Here is an 18,527-nt window from a genome sequence, read left to right as displayed (position 1 = left end):
GGGGCGAGGGGGAAAGGGAGCTGATCGGGGGGCTTTTCAAAATCGGAGTTCGACTTGGTATTTCAGGTCGATGCAGTTCGAGAGTACAACTCGGTCAGTCCCCTCTCCCTCGGGGAGAGGGTTAGGGTGAGGGGAAAAGATCCAAAGCCGATCAATCAATTACTGATCGCCAGAATGCTCGCCTGATACGACCCGACAAACACATCGAAATCGCCAACTTCGTTCTGCTCCAGCTCAGCCTGTTGCGCCAGCGACGAGCGCGCCAGTTCTTCAAACTTCGCTTGCTCGTCAGCCGCCAACGGCTCGCTGCGGAAGAACTCGGCGTGAACCTGGCTCTGACGCAGGGAGAATTGCGCGAAGCTTTCCTTGTGTTCGGTCATGGCTGCCAGCACCTGGGCCGAAGGCGTCAGGGACGCGTCCCTGACCTTGGCCAGTTGCGCGTCGAGGGCCTTGCTGTGGGCATCGCCGCCATGGCTCTGATCGAGCATCGCTGCCAGCGGAGCAATGTTTTCCAACAGTTCTGTCGCCCATTCCTTCAAATCGACTGGCTGGCCATCACGCTGCAGTTGCAGGCCCGGACGCCGACCTTCCTTGACCACGCTGAGGAAGTTGGAAGTGGCATTGCCGCAGCTGATGTTGGTCAGCAGCGGGCTGTCGTTCAGCGCGCAGTACAACAGGAATGCATCGAGGAAGCGCGACTCGGTGACGTCAATGCCCATCGGCAGGAACGGGTTGATGTCCAGACAGCGCACTTCGACGTACTGGATGCCACGGGCCATCAGGGCCTGGATCGGCCGCTCGCCGGTGTAGGTCACGCGTTTCGGGCGGATATTGGAGTAGTACTCGTTTTCGATCTGCAGGATGTTGGTATTGAGTTGCACCCATTCGCCATCCTGGTGCGTGCCGATTTCCACGTACGGTGCGTACGGCGTGGCCACAGCCTTGCGCAGACTGTCGGTGTAGCTCGACAGGTCGTTGTAGCACGGGGTCAGGCCGGCCTGGGCGTTGCTCTGGTAACCGAGGTCGCTCATGCGCAGGCTGGTGGCGTAGGGCAGGTACAGCGTGTCCGCATCGAACTGTTCCAACTGGTGCGGACGGCCCCGCAGGAAACCTGCATCCAGTGCCGGCGAAGCGCCGAACAGGTACATCAGCAGCCAGCTGTAGCGACGGAAGTTGCGGATCAGCGCGATATAGGACGACGACTGGAAATCCCGGTCGGTGCCGACGAAGCCTTCGGCTTCTTTCAGCAGCGGCCAGAGCTTTTCAGGCAGGGAGAAGTTGTAGTGAATCCCGGCGATGCACTGCATGGTCTTGCCGTAACGCAGGGCCAGGCCCTTGCGGTAGACGTACTTGAGCTGACCGATGTTGGAGGTGCCGTAATAGGCGATCGGGATGTCTTCCTCGGCCGGCAGCGGGCACGGCATCGATGGACTCCACAGGTACTCGTTGCCGAGCTTGCTGTAGGCGAAGCGATGAATTCTTTCCAGGCTGGCCAGGGTATCGGCCGGGTCGGACAGGGCGGGGGTGATGAATTCCAGCAGCGACTCGGAGTAGTCGGTGGTGATCTGTTCGTTGGTCAGCGCGGAACCCAGGCTTTCGGGGTGCGGCGTTTGCGCCAGTCGACCCTCGCCGGTCACGCGCAGGCATTCGCGTTCGATGCCGTGCAGACACTGTTGGAGCAGAGAGAGGTTGGCGCGCTCACCGAGCAGAGCCAGGCGGCGGTTGAGAAGTTCGCTCAATTTGGATTCCTTCACGCGTCAGTCGCCCCAATATGGGGGTGGGCAGGACGGTCTACAAGGGTGAAGTTGAAACTGGCGTTTTCGCCTGGTTTTTCGGGCCCTGAAGCCCCCGTTGAAACGCCAACTTCGCTCCCTGAATCTGGCCGATGCACGCGAAGATTACGCGATCCCTGTGGGAGCGGGCTTGCCCGCGAAAGCGGTGTATCAGACTAGTTGATACTGGCTGATACGCCCCATTCGCGGGCAAGCCCGCTCCCACAGAAAAGCTCGACGCTGCGATCACAGCGCCGAAATTAACCCAAATCGATGACGACTAGCTACAGGACAGCGAACGTGCCTTGTGCTTTTGCGACCAGTTTGTCGCCCTGCATCACGTCGGCTTCGACCACCAGCGTGCGCCGGCCCGGATGGATCACCCGGGCCGTGCAGATCACCTCGCCTTCGGAGACGGCGCGGATGTAGTTGATCTTGCACTCGATGGTAGCGCTCTGCTGGTCAAAACCGTGGGTGCTGGAACAGGCCAGCCCCATGGCGATATCGACCAGACTGAACAGCGCGCCGCCGTGCAGCTTGCCGCCGCGGTTGCGCAGTTCGGGTTCCAGCACCAGGGCGACTTGCGCCACCCCGGTTTCCAGGCTCTGCAGGCGGCAGCCCAACAGCTTGTAAAACGCGCTCTCGACGAGCCCGGCCGGAATTTCCATCAGCGTTTCTTCAACTGCTTGGCGTTGGCGAACAGCGAGGCCATGGCGTTGTTCGCCGGGGCAGCCGGGGCGCTTTCCTTGCGTGGAGCCGAACCCTGCGACTGGCGTGGCGCCGAGCCCGGACGCGAGCCGCGGGCACCGTCGACTTTCTCGCCCGGGGTGTCGCTCATGCGCATCGACAGGCCGACGCGTTTGCGCGGGATGTCGACTTCCATGACCTTCACTTTCACCACGTCACCGGCCTTCACCGCTTCGCGTGGGTCCTTGATGAACTTCTCCGACAGCGCCGAGATGTGCACCAGACCGTCCTGGTGAACGCCAATGTCGACGAACGCACCGAACGCGGTCACGTTGGTCACCACGCCTTCGAGGATCATCCCCGGTTGCAGGTCTTTCAGGTCCTCGACGCCTTCCTGGAACTCGGCGGTCTTGAACTCCGGACGCGGGTCGCGGCCCGGTTTTTCCAGTTCCTGCAGGATGTCGGTGACGGTTGGCAGACCGAAGGTCTCGTCGGTGAATTTCTTCGGGTCCAGACGCTTGAGGAACCCGGCGTCGCCGATCAGCGAGCGGATGTCGCGGTCGGTTTCGGCGGCGATGCGTTGCACCAGCGGATAGGCTTCCGGGTGAACGGCCGAAGCGTCCAGCGGGTTGTCGCCGTTCATCACGCGCAGGAAGCCGGCGGCCTGTTCGAAGGTTTTCTCGCCCAGACGCGCGACTTTCTTCAGCGCGGCGCGAGTCTTGAACGCGCCGTTTTCGTCACGGTGAGTCACGATGTTCTGCGCCAGGGTCGCATTGAGGCCGGAGATCCGCGCCAGCAGCGCCACCGACGCGGTATTCACGTCCACGCCCACGGCGTTCACGCAGTCTTCGACCACGGCATCCAGGCCGCGCGCCAGTTTCAGTTGCGACACGTCGTGCTGGTACTGGCCGACACCGATGGATTTCGGATCGATCTTCACCAGTTCGGCCAGCGGGTCTTGCAGGCGACGGGCGATGGAAACAGCGCCACGGATCGACACATCCAGATCAGGGAATTCTCTGGCTGCCAGCTCCGATGCCGAATACACCGATGCGCCGGCTTCGGAGACCATGACTTTGGTCATTTTCATGGCTGGATATTTTTTGATCAGCTCGATGGCCAGCTTGTCGGTTTCACGGCTGGCGGTGCCGTTGCCGATGGCGATCAGGTCAACCGAGTGCTTGGCGCACAGGGCGGCCAGAATCGCGATGGTCTGGTCCCATTTGTTGTGCGGTACGTGTGGGTAGACGGTTGTGTGATCCAGCAGCTTGCCGGTGGCGTCGACCACCGCGACCTTGCAGCCGGTGCGCAGGCCCGGGTCGAGGCCCAGGGTAGCCCGTGGACCGGCCGGAGCGGCCAGCAGCAGGTCATGCAGGTTGTGGGCGAAAACGTTGATCGCTTCGGCTTCGGCGCCGTCGCGCAGTTCGCCCAGCAGGTCGGTTTCCAGGTGGGTGTAGAGCTTGACCTTCCAGGTCCAGCGCACCACTTCACTCAGCCACTTGTCGGCCGGACGGTTCTGGTTCTGGATGCCGACGTGCTGGCCGATCATGCCTTCGCACGGGTGCAAAGTGCCCGGCAGTTCTTCGCCGACTTTCAGCGCAGAACTGAGGATGCCTTCATTGCGGCCACGGAAAATCGCCAGCGCGCGGTGCGACGGCACGCCTTTCAGCGGCTCGTCGTGTTCGAAGTAATCGCGGAACTTGGCGCCTTCCTCTTCCTTGCCGGCGATCACGCGGGCACTGAGGGTGGCTTCCTGCTTCAAATAGTTGCGCAGTTTTTCCAGCAGGTTGGCGTCTTCGGCAAAACGCTCCATGAGGATGTACTTGGCGCCTTCCAGTGCAGCCTTGATGTCCGCCACGCCTTTTTCGGCGTTGATGAAGCGCGCGGCTTCGGTTTCCGGGGTCAGGTTCGGGTCGTTGAACAGGCCGTCGGCCAGCTCGCCGAGGCCGGCTTCCAGGGCGATCTGGCCCTTGGTGCGGCGTTTCTGCTTGTACGGCAGGTACAAGTCTTCGAGGCGGGTCTTGGTGTCGGCGAGTTTGATTTCGCGCTCCAGTTCAGGGGTGAGTTTTCCCTGCTCCTGAATGCTGGCGAGGATACTGATGCGCCGTTCGTCGAGTTCTCGCAGGTAGCGCAGACGCTCTTCCAGATGACGCAGTTGAGTGTCATCGAGGCTGCCGGTCACTTCTTTCCGGTAACGGGCGATGAAGGGAACTGTCGAGCCTTCATCGAGTAGCGCGACGGCCGCTTCGACCTGTTGCGGGCGTACGCCGAGTTCCTCGGCGATGCGGCTGTTGATGCTGTCCATAAAACCACCTGACAAATTGTGAAAAGCAGGCTCGCAGGCACGTAAATGAAGGCCCGGAGTCTGGTGGGGCGGCTCGCTCACGGCCGCTGCCTGGGTCAAAAGGCATTCCGTTGACCCGTGAAATCGAACAATTACTGCGACGCCCATGAAAATAAAGGGCGGCCACCTGCGGTAACGATTCAGACGTTGCCTGACTCAAAAGGCCGCGCATTATAACCGGCGTTCTGTCATTCGGGGGCGACACGGTCTGTAGGCTCAAGCCCCGGTTTTCTGGCAGTGAAGGAAAAATCTGCTAACAATGCACACGGTGCGTATAACGGCAGCTACGCCATAATGCGCGCCGAGCTAAAAGGAGCATCCAATGAGCAGCACTGCACAAACTGCTGAAGGCGAAAAAATTCTTATTGTTGACGACGATCCTGGGCTGAGCAGCCTGCTGGAACGCTTCTTCGTCAGCAAGGGCTACCGTGCCCGCGCCGTACCGAACACCGAGCAGATGGATCGTCTGCTGTCTCGTGAAGTATTCAACCTGGTCGTTCTTGATTTGATGCTGCCGGGCGAAGACGGCCTGACCGCCTGCCGTCGCCTGCGTGGCGCGAACAACCAGATCCCGATCATCATGCTCACCGCCAAGGGCGACGAACTGAGCCGGATCAAGGGCCTGGAACTGGGCGCCGACGACTACCTGGCCAAGCCGTTCAACCCGGACGAGTTGATGGCCCGCGTCAAGGCCGTGCTGCGCCGTCAGGCTGCACCGGTGCCGGGTGCGCCGGGCAGTGAAGAGGAAAACGTCACGTTCGGCGACTATGTGCTGTCCCTGGCCACCCGCGAACTCAAGCGCGGTGACGAAGTACACATGCTCACCACCGGTGAGTTTGCGGTGCTCAAGGCTTTGGTGATGAACGCTCGTCAGCCGCTGACCCGCGACAAACTGATGAACCTGGCCCGTGGCCGGGAGTGGGATGCCCTGGAGCGCTCCATCGACGTGCAGATTTCCCGTCTGCGCCGGATGATCGAACCCGATCCGTCCAAGCCGCGCTACATCCAGACCGTCTGGGGCGTGGGTTATGTATTCGTGCCGGATGGCAACTCCACCAAGTGACGGCTGATTTGCAGGAGCGGGTCTGGAGGCAAGCGCGAAGCGCTGCGCCAACAGACTCGCCATCTGCAATATGCGAGCATTGCTCGCTCCTGCAAGCGCGTAGCGGTTATCCATGAAAACCCCTGTCTGGTTCCCCCAAAGCTTTTTCTCCCGCACCCTCTGGCTGGTGCTCATCGTCGTATTGTTCTCCAAGGCCCTGACCCTGGTTTATCTGCTGATGAACGAGGACGTGCTGGTTGATCGTCAGTACAGTCACGGCGTCGCCCTGACGCTGCGTGCCTATTGGGCGGCCGATGAAGAAAACCGCGCGAAGATCGCCGATGCCGCGACCCTGATCCGGGTGATTGGTGCAGGCGTGCCGGAAGGTGAACAGCACTGGCCCTACAGCGAAATCTATCAGCGGCAGATGCAGGCGGAACTGGGGGCCGATACCGAAGTCCGGCTGCGCATGCATTCACCGCCGGCACTGTGGGTGCGTGCGCCAAGCCTCGGTGATGGCTGGCTGAAAGTGCCGCTGTATCCGCATCCGTTGCGCGGCCAGAAAATCTGGAACGTGCTCGGCTGGTTCCTCGCCATCGGTTTGCTCTCGACCGCGTCGGCATGGATTTTCGTCAGCCAGCTCAACCAGCCTTTGAAGCGCCTTGTTTATGCGGCGCGGCAACTGGGACAGGGCCGTAGCGTACGTCTGCCGATCAGTGATACGCCCAGCGAAATGACCGAGGTGTATCGCGCCTTCAACCAGATGGCCGAAGACGTCGAACAGGCCGGGCGTGAGCGCGAGCTGATGCTGGCCGGTGTTTCCCACGACTTGCGCACGCCGCTGACGCGGCTGCGGCTCTCGCTGGAGTTGATGGGCGACCGCACCGACCTGACCGACGACATGGTGCGTGACATCGAAGACATGGACGCGATTCTCGATCAGTTCCTCGCGTTCATTCGTGATGGTCGTGACGAGTCGGTGGAGGAAGTTGATCTGAGCGATCTGGTGCGTGAGGTCGCAGCGCCGTACAACCAGAGTGAGGAAAAGGTGCGCTTGCGTCTGGAACCGATCCAGCCGTTTCCGCTGCGCCGGGTGTCGATGAAACGCCTGCTGAACAACCTGATCGGCAATGCCTTGAACCATGCGGGCGGCAGCGTCGAAGTCGCGGCCTACGTGTCGGGTGACAACAGTGCGCCGTATGTGGTGTTGAGCGTGATGGACCGTGGGGCGGGGATCGATCCGTCGGAGCTCGAGGCGATCTTCAACCCTTTCACCCGTGGTGATCGCGCACGAGGCGGGAAGGGCACCGGGCTGGGCCTGGCGATCGTGAAGCGGATTGCATCGATGCACGGTGGCAATGTCGAGCTGCGCAACCGATCCGGTGGTGGTCTGGAGGCGCGGGTGCGGTTGCCGCTGGGATTGATGCTGCCAAGGGATGCCGTTTGAAAGCAGCCCCGAGCTGCAAGCTTTGAGCTGCAAGCAAAAGCGGATTTTACTCGCCTCATGCAGCTCGTAGCTCGCTGCTGTTTATTTATCCTTTGCCCTTGGTGCGGGTCATGTTCGGGCCACCGTTCTTTTCGAGGTGCTCGATGATGATCCCTGCCACGTTTTTGCCGGTGGTGGTTTCGATGCCTTCCAGACCCGGCGACGAGTTCACCTCCATCACCAGCGGTCCGTGATTGGAGCGCAGGATATCCACGCCTGCGACCGTCAGGCCCATCACCTTGGCGGCGCGCAGCGCGGTCATGCGCTCTTCCGGGGTGATCTTGATCAGGCTGGCACTGCCCCCCCGGTGCAGGTTGGAGCGGAATTCCCCCGGCTTGGCCTGGCGTTTCATCGCCGCAATCACCTTGTCGCCGACCACGAAACAGCGGATGTCCGCACCGCCCGCTTCCTTGATGTATTCCTGCACCATGATGTTCTGCTTCAGGCCCATGAACGCCTCGATCACCGACTCCGCCGCCGTCGCGGTTTCGCACAGAACCACGCCGATGCCCTGGGTGCCCTCGAGCACCTTGATCACCAGCGGCGCGCCGTTGACCATGTCGATCAGGTCGGGAATGTCGTCGGGCGAGTGGGCGAAGCCGGTCACCGGCAGGCCGATCCCGCGACGTGACAACAGTTGCAGCGAACGCAGCTTGTCCCGGGAGCGGGCGATGGCTACCGATTCGTTGAGGGGAAAAACCCCCATCATTTCGAACTGACGCAGCACCGCGCAACCATAGAACGTGACCGATGCACCGATCCGCGGAATCACTGCATCGAAACCTTCCAGCGGTTTGCCGCGATAGTGGATCTGCGGCTTGTGGCTGGCGATGTTCATGTAGGCGCGCAAGGTATCGATCACGACCATTTCATGCCCGCGTTCGGTTCCGGCTTCGACCAGACGGCGGGTGGAATACAGACGCGGATTGCGCGACAGCACAGCGATCTTCATGCAACACCTGTGGAGGAGGTAGATACCGGGAACACCGGCTTGTCTTGTACATACTTGATGCCCGGATTGACCACCAGCTGGCCGTCGATCAGGGCTTTTGAACCGAGCAACAGGCGATAGCGCATGGACTTGCGGCAGGCGAGGGTGAACTCCACCGGCCATACCCGGTCACCGAGGGCCAGTGTGGTGCTGATCACGTAGCGCACCTGGGCCTGGCCGTTGGAGCTCTTGATGGTCTTGCGGGTCACCAGCGGCGCTTCGCAACGCCGGTGACGCAACTGCACCACCGTGCCCAGATGCGCGGTGAAACGCACCCACTTCTCGCCGTCCCGTTCGAACGGTTCGATGTCGGTGGCATGCAGGCTGGAGGTGCTGGCGCCGGTGTCGATTTTTGCCCGAAGGCCTGCGACTCCCAGATCCGGGAGCGCCACCCACTCGCGCAGACCGACAACGGTCAAATGGTCAAATGTCTTCAAAAAAATGCTCAACCGGTGAAAGCCGATCGGCCCGCAGGGAGCCGCATCCGCGGTATTCACGCAGAATAATGGATAAAAGGCGACAGATATCTGCGGCCGGAATTTGCGCCTTATCAAACACATCCCGGAATGTGTGGATTGTAATCCGGGACAGCACAATTCATGGCACGACAGAAACGGTAGTACAGTTCATCAATATTTCAGAATGAGGAAATTCCATGGCACAAAAAAGCGAAGAGGACGACAAGGTCCGTCTCGATAAATGGCTGTGGGCTGCACGCTTTTTCAAGACCCGTGCCTTGGCCAAAGCCGCTATTGAAAGCGGCAAGGTGCATTGTCGAGGGGAGCGCTGCAAGCCTGGCAAAGAGCCACGCATCGGTGATGAATTGGAAATTCGTACCGGCTTCGATGAGAAGACCGTAGTGGTGCAAGCCCTGTCGATCGTGCGTCGCGGCGCGCCGGAAGCTCAGACGCTGTATGCGGAAACCGACGCCAGTATCGCCAAGCGTGAAGCCGCTGCGGCGATGCGCAAGGCCGGGGCGTTGGGTGTGACGACCGATGGCAAGCCGAGTAAAAAGCAGCGGCGCGATTTGTTTAAATTTCGTGGGAACAGTGGCAATGAATAAAAGATCGCAGTCTGCATGCGCTCCCGAAGGAGCGCCGCAAACCGCGATCTTTTCAGGCGCATCGTTTTATCGGAGCGCCACCACACTCATCCGCGAAACCAATGGCAGCTTGCCCAGAAAAGCAAAAATCGGCGCGGTGACCTTCAACCAGAAGTTTGCCGCGTGATAGGCAAACGGCGTGTAGTAACCCCACCCCAGTGCCCATACCGCCAGCAGCATGCCGCCGATGTAATCGTCCTGGCCCCAGTGCGCACCGGCCACCAAACGCGGCAGCATGAACAGCAGCGCCAGGCCCCAGACTGTCAGGAACTGTCCGGCCGAGCGACTGAACACACCCATGAACAAAGCCCAGATCAGCAACACCGAAGCATGGTCACCGGGAAAGCTCTGACTCGAGCGATCTTTCAGCTCAAAGGTCTTTTCCAGATGCGGGAAGTAGTCACTCATATGGACGGCGCCTTCGAGCACCATGGAGGGACTGTTGTGCTGCCAGCCCATGTGGTCGGCGAACTTGGAAAACAGCGCGCGAATCACCACCATCAGCAGCAGGATGGAGAAAAAGCCGAAGAAGGCGCGGCGTACGTCAATCGCCTTGAAGACCCAGTCGCCCTTGATCAGCAGCGTCAGCAGAATCAGTCCGACGACAATGTCGAACGGACGCAGACTTGCAATTGCCCATATGTGGAGCCATATGGGGTTGCTGGCCAGCGGTGTGTTGAGTGAGCGGAACAGCCACTCGTCGAAAATCACACACAGCATCTGACCCGTAGGCCATAACCAGAAAGCCAGAAGTGCCAATGGCACCGCATTGCACAGAACCAGCCGGCCGAGGTTCCACCTTGATTGGAACAAACCCGGATTGTTCATAAAATGCCTCCCGTGGCTGAACACAGGCATCAAAATCGACGCCGGAAGCGCGGAATTTTCATTCTTTGTAACCTTTTTGTCATTAAATTCAGAAACCTAGACCTATGACCGATTTCCTCGATACCGATTACACCCAACGCTTCATCTTCGATGACAGCGACACACGCGGCGAACTGGTGTCGCTGGAGCGCAGCTATGCCGAGGTGCTCGCCAAGCACCCGTATCCCGAGCCGGTTGCGCAACTGCTGGGTGAACTGATGGCTGCTGCGGCGCTGCTGGTGGGCACCCTGAAATTCGATGGCCTGCTGATTCTCCAGGCGCGTTCCGAAGGCCCGATTCCCCTGCTGATGATCGAATGTTCCAGCGAGCGTGAAATCCGTGGCCTGGCGCGGTACGAGGCTGATCTGATCGGCCCGGATGCGACCCTGGCCGACCTGATGCCCAACGGTGTCCTGGCCCTGACGATCGACCCGGCGGTCGGCCAGCGTTATCAGGGCATCGTCGACCTGGACGGCGAAACCCTGTCCGATTGCTTCACCAACTACTTCGTCATGTCCCAGCAGGTCGGCACCCGATTCAAGCTGTGCGCCGATGGTCGTCGTGCGCGTGGCCTCATGCTGCAACAACTGCCGGCCGATCGCCTGAAAGATGAAGAAGAACGCGCCGCCAGCTGGCAGCACATCACCGCACTGGGCAATACCCTGACCGCCGATGAATTGTTGAGCCTGGACAACGAAACGGTTCTGCATCGTCTCTACCATGAAGAGCAGGTACGGCTGTTCGATGCGCAGAAACTGCGCTTCCACTGCAGCTGCTCCCGTGAGCGCTCGGGCAACGCGCTGGTCAGCCTGGGTCTGGAGGATGCGCAGCAATTGGTGGCCGAGCAGGGCGGCCGTGTGGAGATCGATTGCCAGTTCTGTAACCAGCGCTACGTGTTCGATGCGGCGGATATCGCTCAATTGTTCGCGGGTGCGGGTGTCGAGACGCCGTCAGATACCCGGCACTAAAACGGTTCAGCGCAGGTAAATTCACTGCTCAACGACGGAATAACGCCGTTACGACGGGAGGGCCCTACTCTTTTTGGGCTTTTCTGGCATAATTCGGCCCACTTTTTTCGCGGTAGTAGTGCACGACTTTCTACTACAAAACGTTTGGAGCACACTCGGCCACTGGCCGACGGGGAACCTCATGACGCAAGCCAATAACGCCGTGTACACCGATCTGAGTGTTGATGATCTGGTAAAAGAAGCCCTGAAACGCGGTGAAGGCGAGCTTGCCGATACCGGCGCTCTGGTCGTTCGCACCGGTCACCGCACCGGCCGTTCGCCAGTCGACCGTTTCATCGTTGAAGAGCCTTCCACCCAGGACGCCATCGCCTGGGGCCCGATCAACCGCAAGTTCCCGGCCGACAAGTTCGACGCGCTGTGGGCTCGCGTCGAGGCGTTCAACAACGCGCAAGAGCATTTCGTTTCCCACGTGCATGTAGGCGCGGCCGAAGATCACTACCTGGCCGTGAAGATGACCACGCAGACTGCCTGGCAGAACCTGTTCGGTCGTTGCCTGTTCATCAACCCGGCCCGGTACAACCCGGCCGGCCGTGAAGAGTGGCAAGTGCTGAACGTGGCCAACTTCGAGTGCGTGCCCGAGCGTGACGGCACCAACTCCGATGGTTGCGTGATCCTCAACTTCGCTCAGAAAAAAGTGCTGATCGCCGGCATGCGTTACGCCGGTGAAATGAAGAAAGCCATGTTCTCGGTGCAGAACTTCCTGCTGCCGGCTTCCGACGTTCTGCCAATGCACTGCGCCGCCAACATCGGCGAAGCTGGCGACGTGACCCTGTTCTTCGGCCTGTCCGGTACCGGCAAGACCACCCTGTCCGCCGACGAAAGCCGTTACCTGATCGGTGACGACGAGCACGGCTGGGGCGAAGGTGTTGTCTTCAACATCGAGGGCGGCTGCTACGCCAAGTGCATCGATCTGTCCGAGAAGAACGAGCCGGTCATCTGGAAAGCCATCAAGCACGGCGCCGTGCTGGAAAACGTCGTGATCGATGATGCCAAGCACGCCGACTACGCCGATGTCAGCCTGACCCAGAACAGCCGCGCAGCCTACCCGCTGGAGCACGTTGCCAAGCGTTCCGAGAAGAACCTGGGCGGCGAGCCGAACGCTGTGATCTTCCTGACCTGCGACCTGACCGGCGTACTGCCGCCAGTTTCGATCCTGAACAACGAGCAGGCGGCCTACCACTTCCTGTCCGGCTACACCGCACTGGTGGGCTCGACCGAAATGGGTTCGGGCAGCGGCATCAAGTCGACCTTCTCCACCTGCTTCGGCGCACCGTTCTTCCCGCGCCCGGCTGGCGAATACGCTGAACTGCTGATCAAGCGCATCAAGGGCTTCGGCTCCAAGGTCTACCTGGTCAACACCGGCTGGACCGGTGGTGGCTACGGCGTCGGCAAACGCTTCAACATCCCGACCACCCGCGCCGTGATCGCAGCGATCCAGAGCGGTGCACTGGTCGGTGCCGAAACCGAACACCTGGACACCATCAACCTGGACGTGCCGCTGGCCGTACCGGGCGTCGAAACCAACCTGCTCAACCCGCGCAACACCTGGGCTGACAAGGCTGCGTACGACGAAGCTGCCAAAGCTCTGGCCGGTCTGTTCATCGAGAACTTCAAGAAGTTCGACGTGAGCGACGCGATCAAGGCTGCCGGGCCCAAGTTGTAAGATCTGGTTCTGGTGAATGAAAAAGCCGCCTCTCAGGGGCGGCTTTTTTGTGGGTGATTGGTTGGACTTCGTTGTCACATCAACTGCCATCATTTCCGCAGAGTCCGCGCTAAGCAGCCAGAATAATGCTGCTTAAGGAGCCGCGAACTCCTAAACATTTTTTCTCCAGCCATCATGGTCATCGCCGTCGGGTATGCAGCACTCGCAGTACCTCCACAACATCAACTTTGATTGCGTAGATGATGACGTAGTTTGGGGTGACGACGATTTCGCGGGTGCCTTGCGCGATACCTTTTCGGTATATATGACTGGGTGCTTGCGAGCGCTTTCTCCTTTCAGTTCGAAAACCTCATCGAGCTCCATCGCCGCAACGGGATTTTCCTGTCCGATCCGCTCCATGATGTTGTCTCGGTCTTCCAACTATAGGTGTCCGCCCACTGGCGCTGATAGAAGACAAGACATCGCTGCCTGTAGGAACGGGATACAGATCAAGGCAGGCCGCTCCTACAGATCGATAATGTTTTCCAACGAGTCGCCCGATTTCCTTCTACTGCTCTACGTCAGTGCTCTCGCCGGGCTGCAAATGGTTTCTTTAACCGCCTTGAAGTGGACGTCTTCGCTGTTCCGTGACGCATGGCGCCGACCCTGAGCCAGCTCGGGGAACCAGGTGCAAGAAGCCACGGTGTGGTTTCGCAGATCGATGTCGGTGAGGCCGAGGTCGTTGATGTGAGTGCAGACAGAGAGATTCTGAGCGTTGCGGTCATTGTTGCGAGCTTTGGGAGCTCGTCTGATGGCGCTGGTTGCCTGTCCGATGCCTGGCAACTTCCAGCAAGTCACAGCCGTCCTGAGTCAGCAGATAGAGCACACTGACGATATTGGGGATGTCCTTCACGTCGGCCTGTTTGAAACACAGGCAGTAAAGCGTTTCCAGCAGGTTGTTGGCTGCACGCAGTCGCTGATCGGCGGCATCGAGGAGATCGCGGTGGCTCGCTTCGGTATCAATGACCAGCACGGGCCTGTCGCTATAGCTGGTTGTGAGTGCGCGGTATCGGGTGTTTAGCGGTTTGAACATGTTCATGATCGGGTGTGTCCTTACGAAGTCGCGGGCCGACACAGTGTTTTCAGCCGCGCCGGCCACTATAGAAGGGCGCCCTCGACCGGGACAAGACAGCCACGATGGACAGAGTTCGTAGGGGTTTTTTCCGGCGTTCGGGTATTTGCCCTACGCGTTTTTGCAGTTTTTTCACAGCAAAACCCTGAGCAGGGAAATTTCCGACGTTTTTGTCGGGCGATTCCCGTTAAACCTCTGTATGGTGCGCGCCAGAATCCGTAGGGCGTTTCCAGGCGTCCGACACACGCTTAAAGGGAATTGGGTATGCAGTGGCTACGAATGGCCTCGATCATTTTGCTGTGGGCCAGTGGTTGTCGTTTGACGATGGCCTCCGATGCGGGCAACGGATTGGCTCTGGCCAATCTGGAGCGCAGTGGCTGGCCGGAGGCCCTCACCACTCAGGACAACATCGACACAGCCTCCCGCGCGCAAGTGCTGATCTTCGGCAAGGCCCTCCTGGCCAGCGAAGCGTTGGACGAAACCGGACTCAAACAACGATTGGGCGTGCAGCAGATGCAGCTCAAGTCGATCCGGCAGGTGCGCGACGGCCTGTGGGATCGCTTGCTCAACACTTATCACGACGCCAGCCAGAGTTGCGACGAACAAGCGTTTTGCCCGCGGGTACGCAGTGTCGCGGACTTGCGTCAGTTGGCGGCGGCATTCACGGGCGATATCAGCCCGGCTCATGCACAGTGGGCAAGCAAAAGCCTGAACGTGCATGAGCGGGTGCTGGATGAGCAGCTGCGGGTGGCCGTGTTGCACCCATGACGCTGCGTCTGCGGGTGTCAGACCGAAGCGGTTGCACCCGCAGTCATGGCGGATGCCCAAGGCGGTGGAAAGTTGTCGGGAGAGGGCGTGCATCCACCCAGCAACAGGGATGCAAGGATCAGGGCGAGGGGGCGTTTCAAAAGATTCGGCATGTTCATTCCTTGATAAAAGTGACAGGCATCGGCCTTCCTGGCTCGAAGCGTGACGGACATTACCCTCGGGTCGACTCACATGGCGATGAACAAAGTGTTTCATTTGTTTGATCCCGTGACAGGGCCGCCGACGCTGTATCATCCCGTATCGATTTGCCCCCCGGCCTTTTCTCGACTCGCTGCGATCGCCCGCTAGGCTGTTGGCATCACAGCGGTCAACGGAGTGACAGCGCATGCACAACACCCTGGAACAGGTTTTCGGTTATCCACAGTTTCGACCCGGTCAGGAAGCGGCGATCAGTGCCGTTCTGGCCGGACGTTCGGCGGCGGCGATCTTTCCCACGGGCTCCGGCAAATCCCTTTGCTACCAGGTGCCGGCTCTTCTGCTGCCACACCTGACGCTGGTGGTCTCGCCGTTGCTGGCGCTGATGCAGGACCAGCTCGCATTCCTGCAGCGTCACGGTATTTCGGCAGGCAGCATCGACTCTGCACAGAGTCGCGAAGATGCCAATGATGTGATGGCCCGTGCCCGTTCCGGTGAGCTGAAGATCCTGATGATTTCCGTGGAGCGCTTGAAGAACGAGCGCTTCCGCAATTTTTTGCAGCAGGTGCCAATCTCGCTGCTGGTGGTGGATGAGGCGCACTGCATCTCCGAATGGGGCCACAACTTTCGGCCCGACTACCTCAAGCTGCCGCACTACCAGCGCCAGTTCAACATCCCGCAGACCCTGCTGCTGACCGCCACGGCAACGCCGAAAGTCATCGCCGACATGCAGGCGAAATTCGCCATCGCCGCCGAGGATGTAATTACCACCGGTTTCTATCGGCCCAATCTCAATCTGCTGGTGGAACCGGTGCGCGGCGAGGACAAGCGTCGACGGCTTGTGGAGTGGATGGCCGGGCGGGCGGGCCAGCCGAGCATCGTCTACGTCACCCTGCAGAAAACCGCCGAGCACATTGCCGAGCATCTGAATCGCAATGGCATTCAGGCCGAGGCTTATCATGCCGGGCTGCCCCACGAGCAACGGGAAGTGATCCAGAAGCGCTTCATGGACGGGCAGTCCAATTGCATTGTTGCGACCATCGCATTCGGTATGGGCATCGACAAGAGCGACATCCGCAACGTGGTGCATTTCGACCTTCCCAAATCCATCGAAAACTACAGCCAGGAAATCGGCCGCGCCGGGCGGGACGGGCAACCTTCCGACTGCCTGGTGCTGGCCAACCGCGACAGCCTTAATGTGCTGGAAAACTTCGTCTATGGCGACACGCCGGAGCGCGATGGCATTCGCCATGTGCTGGAGGAGTTGCAGGCCGCTGCGCCTGGAGGCCAATGGGAATTTCTGATCGGGCCGCTGGCAGATCAAAGCAACATTCGTGCGCTGCCATTGAAGACGTTGCTGGTGCAACTGGAGCTGCGCGGACTGATTGCCCCGCGCTACGCGTATTACGCCGAATATCGTTTCAAGTACCTGCTGGAACCCGAGGCGTTGCTTGAGCGGTTTGAGGGTGAACGTGGGGATTTCGTCGCGGCGATCATCCAGACCTCAAGCCGCGCGCGGACCTGGGCCACGGTGAATTTCGAGGCGATGTATACGCAGTACTCGGCTGAGCGCAATCGTGTGGTGAAGGCCCTGGATTACTTCCAGGAAAAGGGCTGGATCGAGCTGGAAAGCAAACAGATGACCGAGGTCTACAACGTCCTGGACGACTCGTTTGACAGTCAGGTTTTGAGTGACGAGTTGCATGATTACTTCTCTCGCCACGAGCAGGCCGAAGTGGCGCGGATTCACGGGATGCTCGAACTGTTCGCCACCGAGCGCTGTCTGGGTCATCGACTGGCGGAGTATTTCGGCGACCACAATGCTCCGGTGCATTGCGGGCATTGCTCGGTGTGTCACGGGCAGGTTGCCCGGCTGCCGGCGCCTCCCGACTTGCCGGCGCTTGTGGATAAGCGTTTCCCGGCACTGTGTGGCGACTTTATCCACAGGCACGAGCAACAGACCGGGTGTGTTCCTTCGGCGGAACGTCTGACGCGGTTTCTGTGCGGGATCAGTGTGCCGCTGTTCACCAGGCTCAAGGCGCGGACCCTCTCCGGGTATGCAGCGCTGGAGGACTATCCCTACGCGGATGTGCGGGCGTGGGCTCAGGCACATTTGCGAACCGGCGAATCCATCTGCTGAATGTCGGTCATCACGGCAGTGAACTTCAAAAAGGCCCGGTGGCTGACTATGGTGAAGGCTGTCTTCGGGTCTTCAACAAGAGAACAACATGAGTCAGACATCCTTCGAAATCCGCCAGGCCGCCGTGATCGGCGCCGGCACCATGGGTCGCGGCATTGTCATGTGCCTGGCCAACGCCGGCGTGTCAGTGCAATGGGTCGACACCAATCCGCAAATGCTCGAGCAGGCGCTGAAGGCAGTGGCCAATACCTGTGCGCATAACGTGCGTCAGGGGCGGATCGATCAGGCGGAGGCCGACAGGCGAATCGCACGGGTCAGTGCGGCAGCGGATTACGTGGCGATCCGAAATGTCGATCTGGTGATTGAAGCGGTTTACGAGAACCTCGAGCTCAAGCAAAAGATCTTTCGCGAACTCGATGGTGTGCTGAAGCCTGAGGCCCTGATGGCGAGCAACACCTCGGCGCTGGACATCGATGCCATCGCCGCTGCGACGCGCCGCCCGACTCAAGTGCTGGGCCTGCATTTCTTCAGCCCGGCGCACATCATGAAACTGCTGGAAATCGTCCGTGGTGCGCAAACCTCGCCAGCGGTGCTGGAAGCTGCGCTTGAACTGGGCAAACGCATGGGCAAGGTCAGTGTGGTGTCGGGCAACTGTCACGGGTTCATCGGTAATCGCATGCTTCATCCTTATGTGCTGGAGGCGCGAAAGATGCTGCTCGAAGGGGCCTGGCCGCAGCAGATCGATGCGACGTTGCAGGGCTTCGGTTTTGCCATGGGGCCGTTTCGCATGTACGACGTGGTCGGCATCGATCTGGAGTGGCGTGCCAGGGAGCTGGCCGGCAAAGGCCAGGACGCGCCGGAGGTTCAAGTGGATAACCGTCTGTGCGAGCTGGGGCGGTTCGGACAGAAATCCGGTAACGGTTACTACCACTACGAGCCGGGCAGTCGTCAGGCCGAGCACGATCCCGAGGTGGATGCACTGGTATTGAGTGTCAGCGAAGATCTGGGGTTTCATCGCCGTGAGATCGGCTCCGAGGAAATCCTCGAACGCTGCCTTCTGGCCCTGGTCAACGAGGGCGCGAAGATCCTGCAGGAAGGGATTGCCGAATCGGCCCACGACATCGATCAGGTGTACCTGAACGGCTATGGTTTCCCGTCGCAGAGGGGCGGGCCGATGGCCTGGGCGGACGACCAGGGGCTGGCAGACATTCACAAGCGGTTGCTGGCGCTGGAGACCCGCCAGGGGGATCAGTGGCGACCGGCGCAATTGATTGGCGAGCTGGCGGCGCGAGGCAAGGGTTTTTACCTTTAGACTGGGCCGATCACTCAAG

The 18,527-nt window shown here is 60.1% G+C and carries 16 protein-coding genes; 8 read left to right on the top strand and 8 right to left on the bottom strand.

Annotated features, from left to right (window positions below):
- Positions 1 to 155: 155 nt before the first annotated feature.
- From gshA to BBF94_RS04240, 3 genes are all read right to left on the bottom strand, one after another.
- Entirely contained in the window at positions 156 to 1,739 is a 1,584-nt protein-coding gene (gene gshA, locus BBF94_RS04250) for a glutamate--cysteine ligase (protein ID WP_065257798.1), read from the bottom strand.
- A 317-nt stretch (positions 1,740 to 2,056) separates the two neighbouring features.
- Positions 2,057 to 2,440, bottom strand: coding sequence for a PaaI family thioesterase (locus BBF94_RS04245; RefSeq protein ID WP_065257797.1), 384 nt, complete (start codon positions 2,438 to 2,440; stop codon positions 2,057 to 2,059).
- Entirely contained in the window at positions 2,440 to 4,764 is a 2,325-nt protein-coding gene (locus BBF94_RS04240) for a Tex family protein (protein ID WP_065257796.1), read from the bottom strand. Before BBF94_RS04240 ends, BBF94_RS04245 begins: the two co-directional genes overlap by 1 nt.
- A gap of 361 nt (positions 4,765 to 5,125) precedes the next feature.
- On the opposite strand from BBF94_RS04240, the gene ompR reads away from it, so the two are divergent.
- Positions 5,126 to 5,866 carry an osmolarity response regulator transcription factor OmpR gene (gene ompR, locus BBF94_RS04235; protein ID WP_007952694.1) on the top strand — a complete coding sequence of 247 codons (741 nt, stop codon included), beginning with the start codon at positions 5,126 to 5,128 and terminating at the stop codon, positions 5,864 to 5,866.
- A gap of 112 nt (positions 5,867 to 5,978) precedes the next feature.
- On the top strand, positions 5,979 to 7,292 hold the full coding sequence (locus BBF94_RS04230) for an ATP-binding protein (protein ID WP_065257795.1): 1,314 nt from the start codon (positions 5,979 to 5,981) through the stop codon (positions 7,290 to 7,292).
- An 85-nt stretch (positions 7,293 to 7,377) separates the two neighbouring features.
- Here the strand turns inward: BBF94_RS04230 and rimK are convergent, their stop codons facing one another.
- Positions 7,378 to 8,283: a 30S ribosomal protein S6--L-glutamate ligase gene (gene rimK / locus BBF94_RS04225; RefSeq protein ID WP_065257794.1), complete on the bottom strand. Its 906-nt coding sequence runs from the start codon at positions 8,281 to 8,283 to the stop codon at positions 7,378 to 7,380.
- Entirely contained in the window at positions 8,280 to 8,759 is a 480-nt protein-coding gene (gene rimB, locus BBF94_RS04220) for a retropepsin-like aspartic endopeptidase RimB (protein WP_065257793.1), read from the bottom strand. Before rimB ends, rimK begins: the two co-directional genes overlap by 4 nt.
- A gap of 218 nt (positions 8,760 to 8,977) precedes the next feature.
- Here rimB and BBF94_RS04215 point away from each other — a divergent pair, with 218 nt between their 5' ends.
- Complete coding sequence (locus BBF94_RS04215; protein WP_065257792.1) at positions 8,978 to 9,385, top strand: RNA-binding S4 domain-containing protein; 408 nt, start codon at positions 8,978 to 8,980, stop codon at positions 9,383 to 9,385.
- Between the two features lie 66 nt (positions 9,386 to 9,451).
- Here BBF94_RS04215 and BBF94_RS04210 read toward each other — a convergent pair whose 3' ends face one another.
- A complete protein-coding gene (locus BBF94_RS04210; protein ID WP_065257791.1) occupies positions 9,452 to 10,252 on the bottom strand; it encodes a phosphatase PAP2 family protein in 801 nt (266 codons plus the stop codon).
- Positions 10,253 to 10,356: 104 nt separating this feature from the next.
- On the opposite strand from BBF94_RS04210, the gene hslO reads away from it, so the two are divergent.
- Positions 10,357 to 11,259, top strand: a complete 903-nt coding sequence (gene hslO / locus BBF94_RS04205; protein ID WP_065257790.1) for an Hsp33 family molecular chaperone HslO — start codon at positions 10,357 to 10,359, stop codon at positions 11,257 to 11,259.
- A gap of 181 nt (positions 11,260 to 11,440) precedes the next feature.
- Entirely contained in the window at positions 11,441 to 12,982 is a 1,542-nt protein-coding gene (locus BBF94_RS04200) for a phosphoenolpyruvate carboxykinase (RefSeq protein ID WP_065257789.1), read from the top strand.
- Between the two features lie 178 nt (positions 12,983 to 13,160).
- Here the strand turns inward: BBF94_RS04200 and BBF94_RS28115 are convergent, their stop codons facing one another.
- Together BBF94_RS28115 and BBF94_RS04195 are read right to left on the bottom strand one after the other, a co-directional pair.
- Positions 13,161 to 13,250, bottom strand: coding sequence for a hypothetical protein (locus BBF94_RS28115; RefSeq protein ID WP_263970145.1), 90 nt, complete (start codon positions 13,248 to 13,250; stop codon positions 13,161 to 13,163).
- Between the two features lie 492 nt (positions 13,251 to 13,742).
- A complete protein-coding gene (locus BBF94_RS04195; RefSeq protein ID WP_065257788.1) occupies positions 13,743 to 14,060 on the bottom strand; it encodes a hypothetical protein in 318 nt (105 codons plus the stop codon).
- A gap of 297 nt (positions 14,061 to 14,357) precedes the next feature.
- On the opposite strand from BBF94_RS04195, the gene BBF94_RS04190 reads away from it, so the two are divergent.
- From BBF94_RS04190 to BBF94_RS04180, 3 genes are all read left to right on the top strand, one after another.
- On the top strand, positions 14,358 to 14,861 hold the full coding sequence (locus BBF94_RS04190) for a polysaccharide deacetylase (RefSeq protein ID WP_065257787.1): 504 nt from the start codon (positions 14,358 to 14,360) through the stop codon (positions 14,859 to 14,861).
- Positions 14,862 to 15,246: 385 nt separating this feature from the next.
- On the top strand, positions 15,247 to 17,196 hold the full coding sequence (locus tag BBF94_RS04185) for a RecQ family ATP-dependent DNA helicase (protein ID WP_065257786.1): 1,950 nt from the start codon (positions 15,247 to 15,249) through the stop codon (positions 17,194 to 17,196).
- An 88-nt stretch (positions 17,197 to 17,284) separates the two neighbouring features.
- Positions 17,285 to 18,508, top strand: coding sequence for a 3-hydroxyacyl-CoA dehydrogenase (locus tag BBF94_RS04180; protein WP_065257785.1), 1,224 nt, complete (start codon positions 17,285 to 17,287; stop codon positions 18,506 to 18,508).
- Positions 18,509 to 18,527: the final 19 nt, after the last annotated feature.

It is taken from the genome of Pseudomonas bananamidigenes, assembly GCF_001679645.1.
GTDB lineage: Bacteria > Pseudomonadota > Gammaproteobacteria > Pseudomonadales > Pseudomonadaceae > Aquipseudomonas > Aquipseudomonas bananamidigenes.
This window is presented reverse-complemented; position numbering and strand designations above follow the sequence as displayed.

What these genes read in the sequence shown, in the direction of transcription:
- BBF94_RS04245 (WP_065257797.1), bottom strand. Translation starts at nt 2,440, where the DNA reads ATGGAAATTCCGGCCGGGCTCGTCGAGAGCGCGTTTTACAAGCTGTTG.
- BBF94_RS04240 (WP_065257796.1), bottom strand. Translation starts at nt 4,764, where the DNA reads ATGGACAGCATCAACAGCCGCATCGCCGAGGAACTCGGCGTACGCCCG.
- ompR (WP_007952694.1), top strand. Translation starts at nt 5,126, where the DNA reads ATGAGCAGCACTGCACAAACTGCTGAAGGCGAAAAAATTCTTATTGTT.
- BBF94_RS04230 (WP_065257795.1), top strand. Translation starts at nt 5,979, where the DNA reads ATGAAAACCCCTGTCTGGTTCCCCCAAAGCTTTTTCTCCCGCACCCTC.
- rimK (WP_065257794.1), bottom strand. Translation starts at nt 8,283, where the DNA reads ATGAAGATCGCTGTGCTGTCGCGCAATCCGCGTCTGTATTCCACCCGC.
- BBF94_RS04215 (WP_065257792.1), top strand. Translation starts at nt 8,978, where the DNA reads ATGGCACAAAAAAGCGAAGAGGACGACAAGGTCCGTCTCGATAAATGG.
- BBF94_RS04210 (WP_065257791.1), bottom strand. Translation starts at nt 10,252, where the DNA reads ATGAACAATCCGGGTTTGTTCCAATCAAGGTGGAACCTCGGCCGGCTG.
- hslO (WP_065257790.1), top strand. Translation starts at nt 10,357, where the DNA reads ATGACCGATTTCCTCGATACCGATTACACCCAACGCTTCATCTTCGAT.
- BBF94_RS04200 (WP_065257789.1), top strand. Translation starts at nt 11,441, where the DNA reads ATGACGCAAGCCAATAACGCCGTGTACACCGATCTGAGTGTTGATGAT.
- BBF94_RS04195 (WP_065257788.1), bottom strand. Translation starts at nt 14,060, where the DNA reads ATGAACATGTTCAAACCGCTAAACACCCGATACCGCGCACTCACAACC.
- BBF94_RS04190 (WP_065257787.1), top strand. Translation starts at nt 14,358, where the DNA reads ATGCAGTGGCTACGAATGGCCTCGATCATTTTGCTGTGGGCCAGTGGT.
- BBF94_RS04185 (WP_065257786.1), top strand. Translation starts at nt 15,247, where the DNA reads ATGCACAACACCCTGGAACAGGTTTTCGGTTATCCACAGTTTCGACCC.
- BBF94_RS04180 (WP_065257785.1), top strand. Translation starts at nt 17,285, where the DNA reads ATGAGTCAGACATCCTTCGAAATCCGCCAGGCCGCCGTGATCGGCGCC.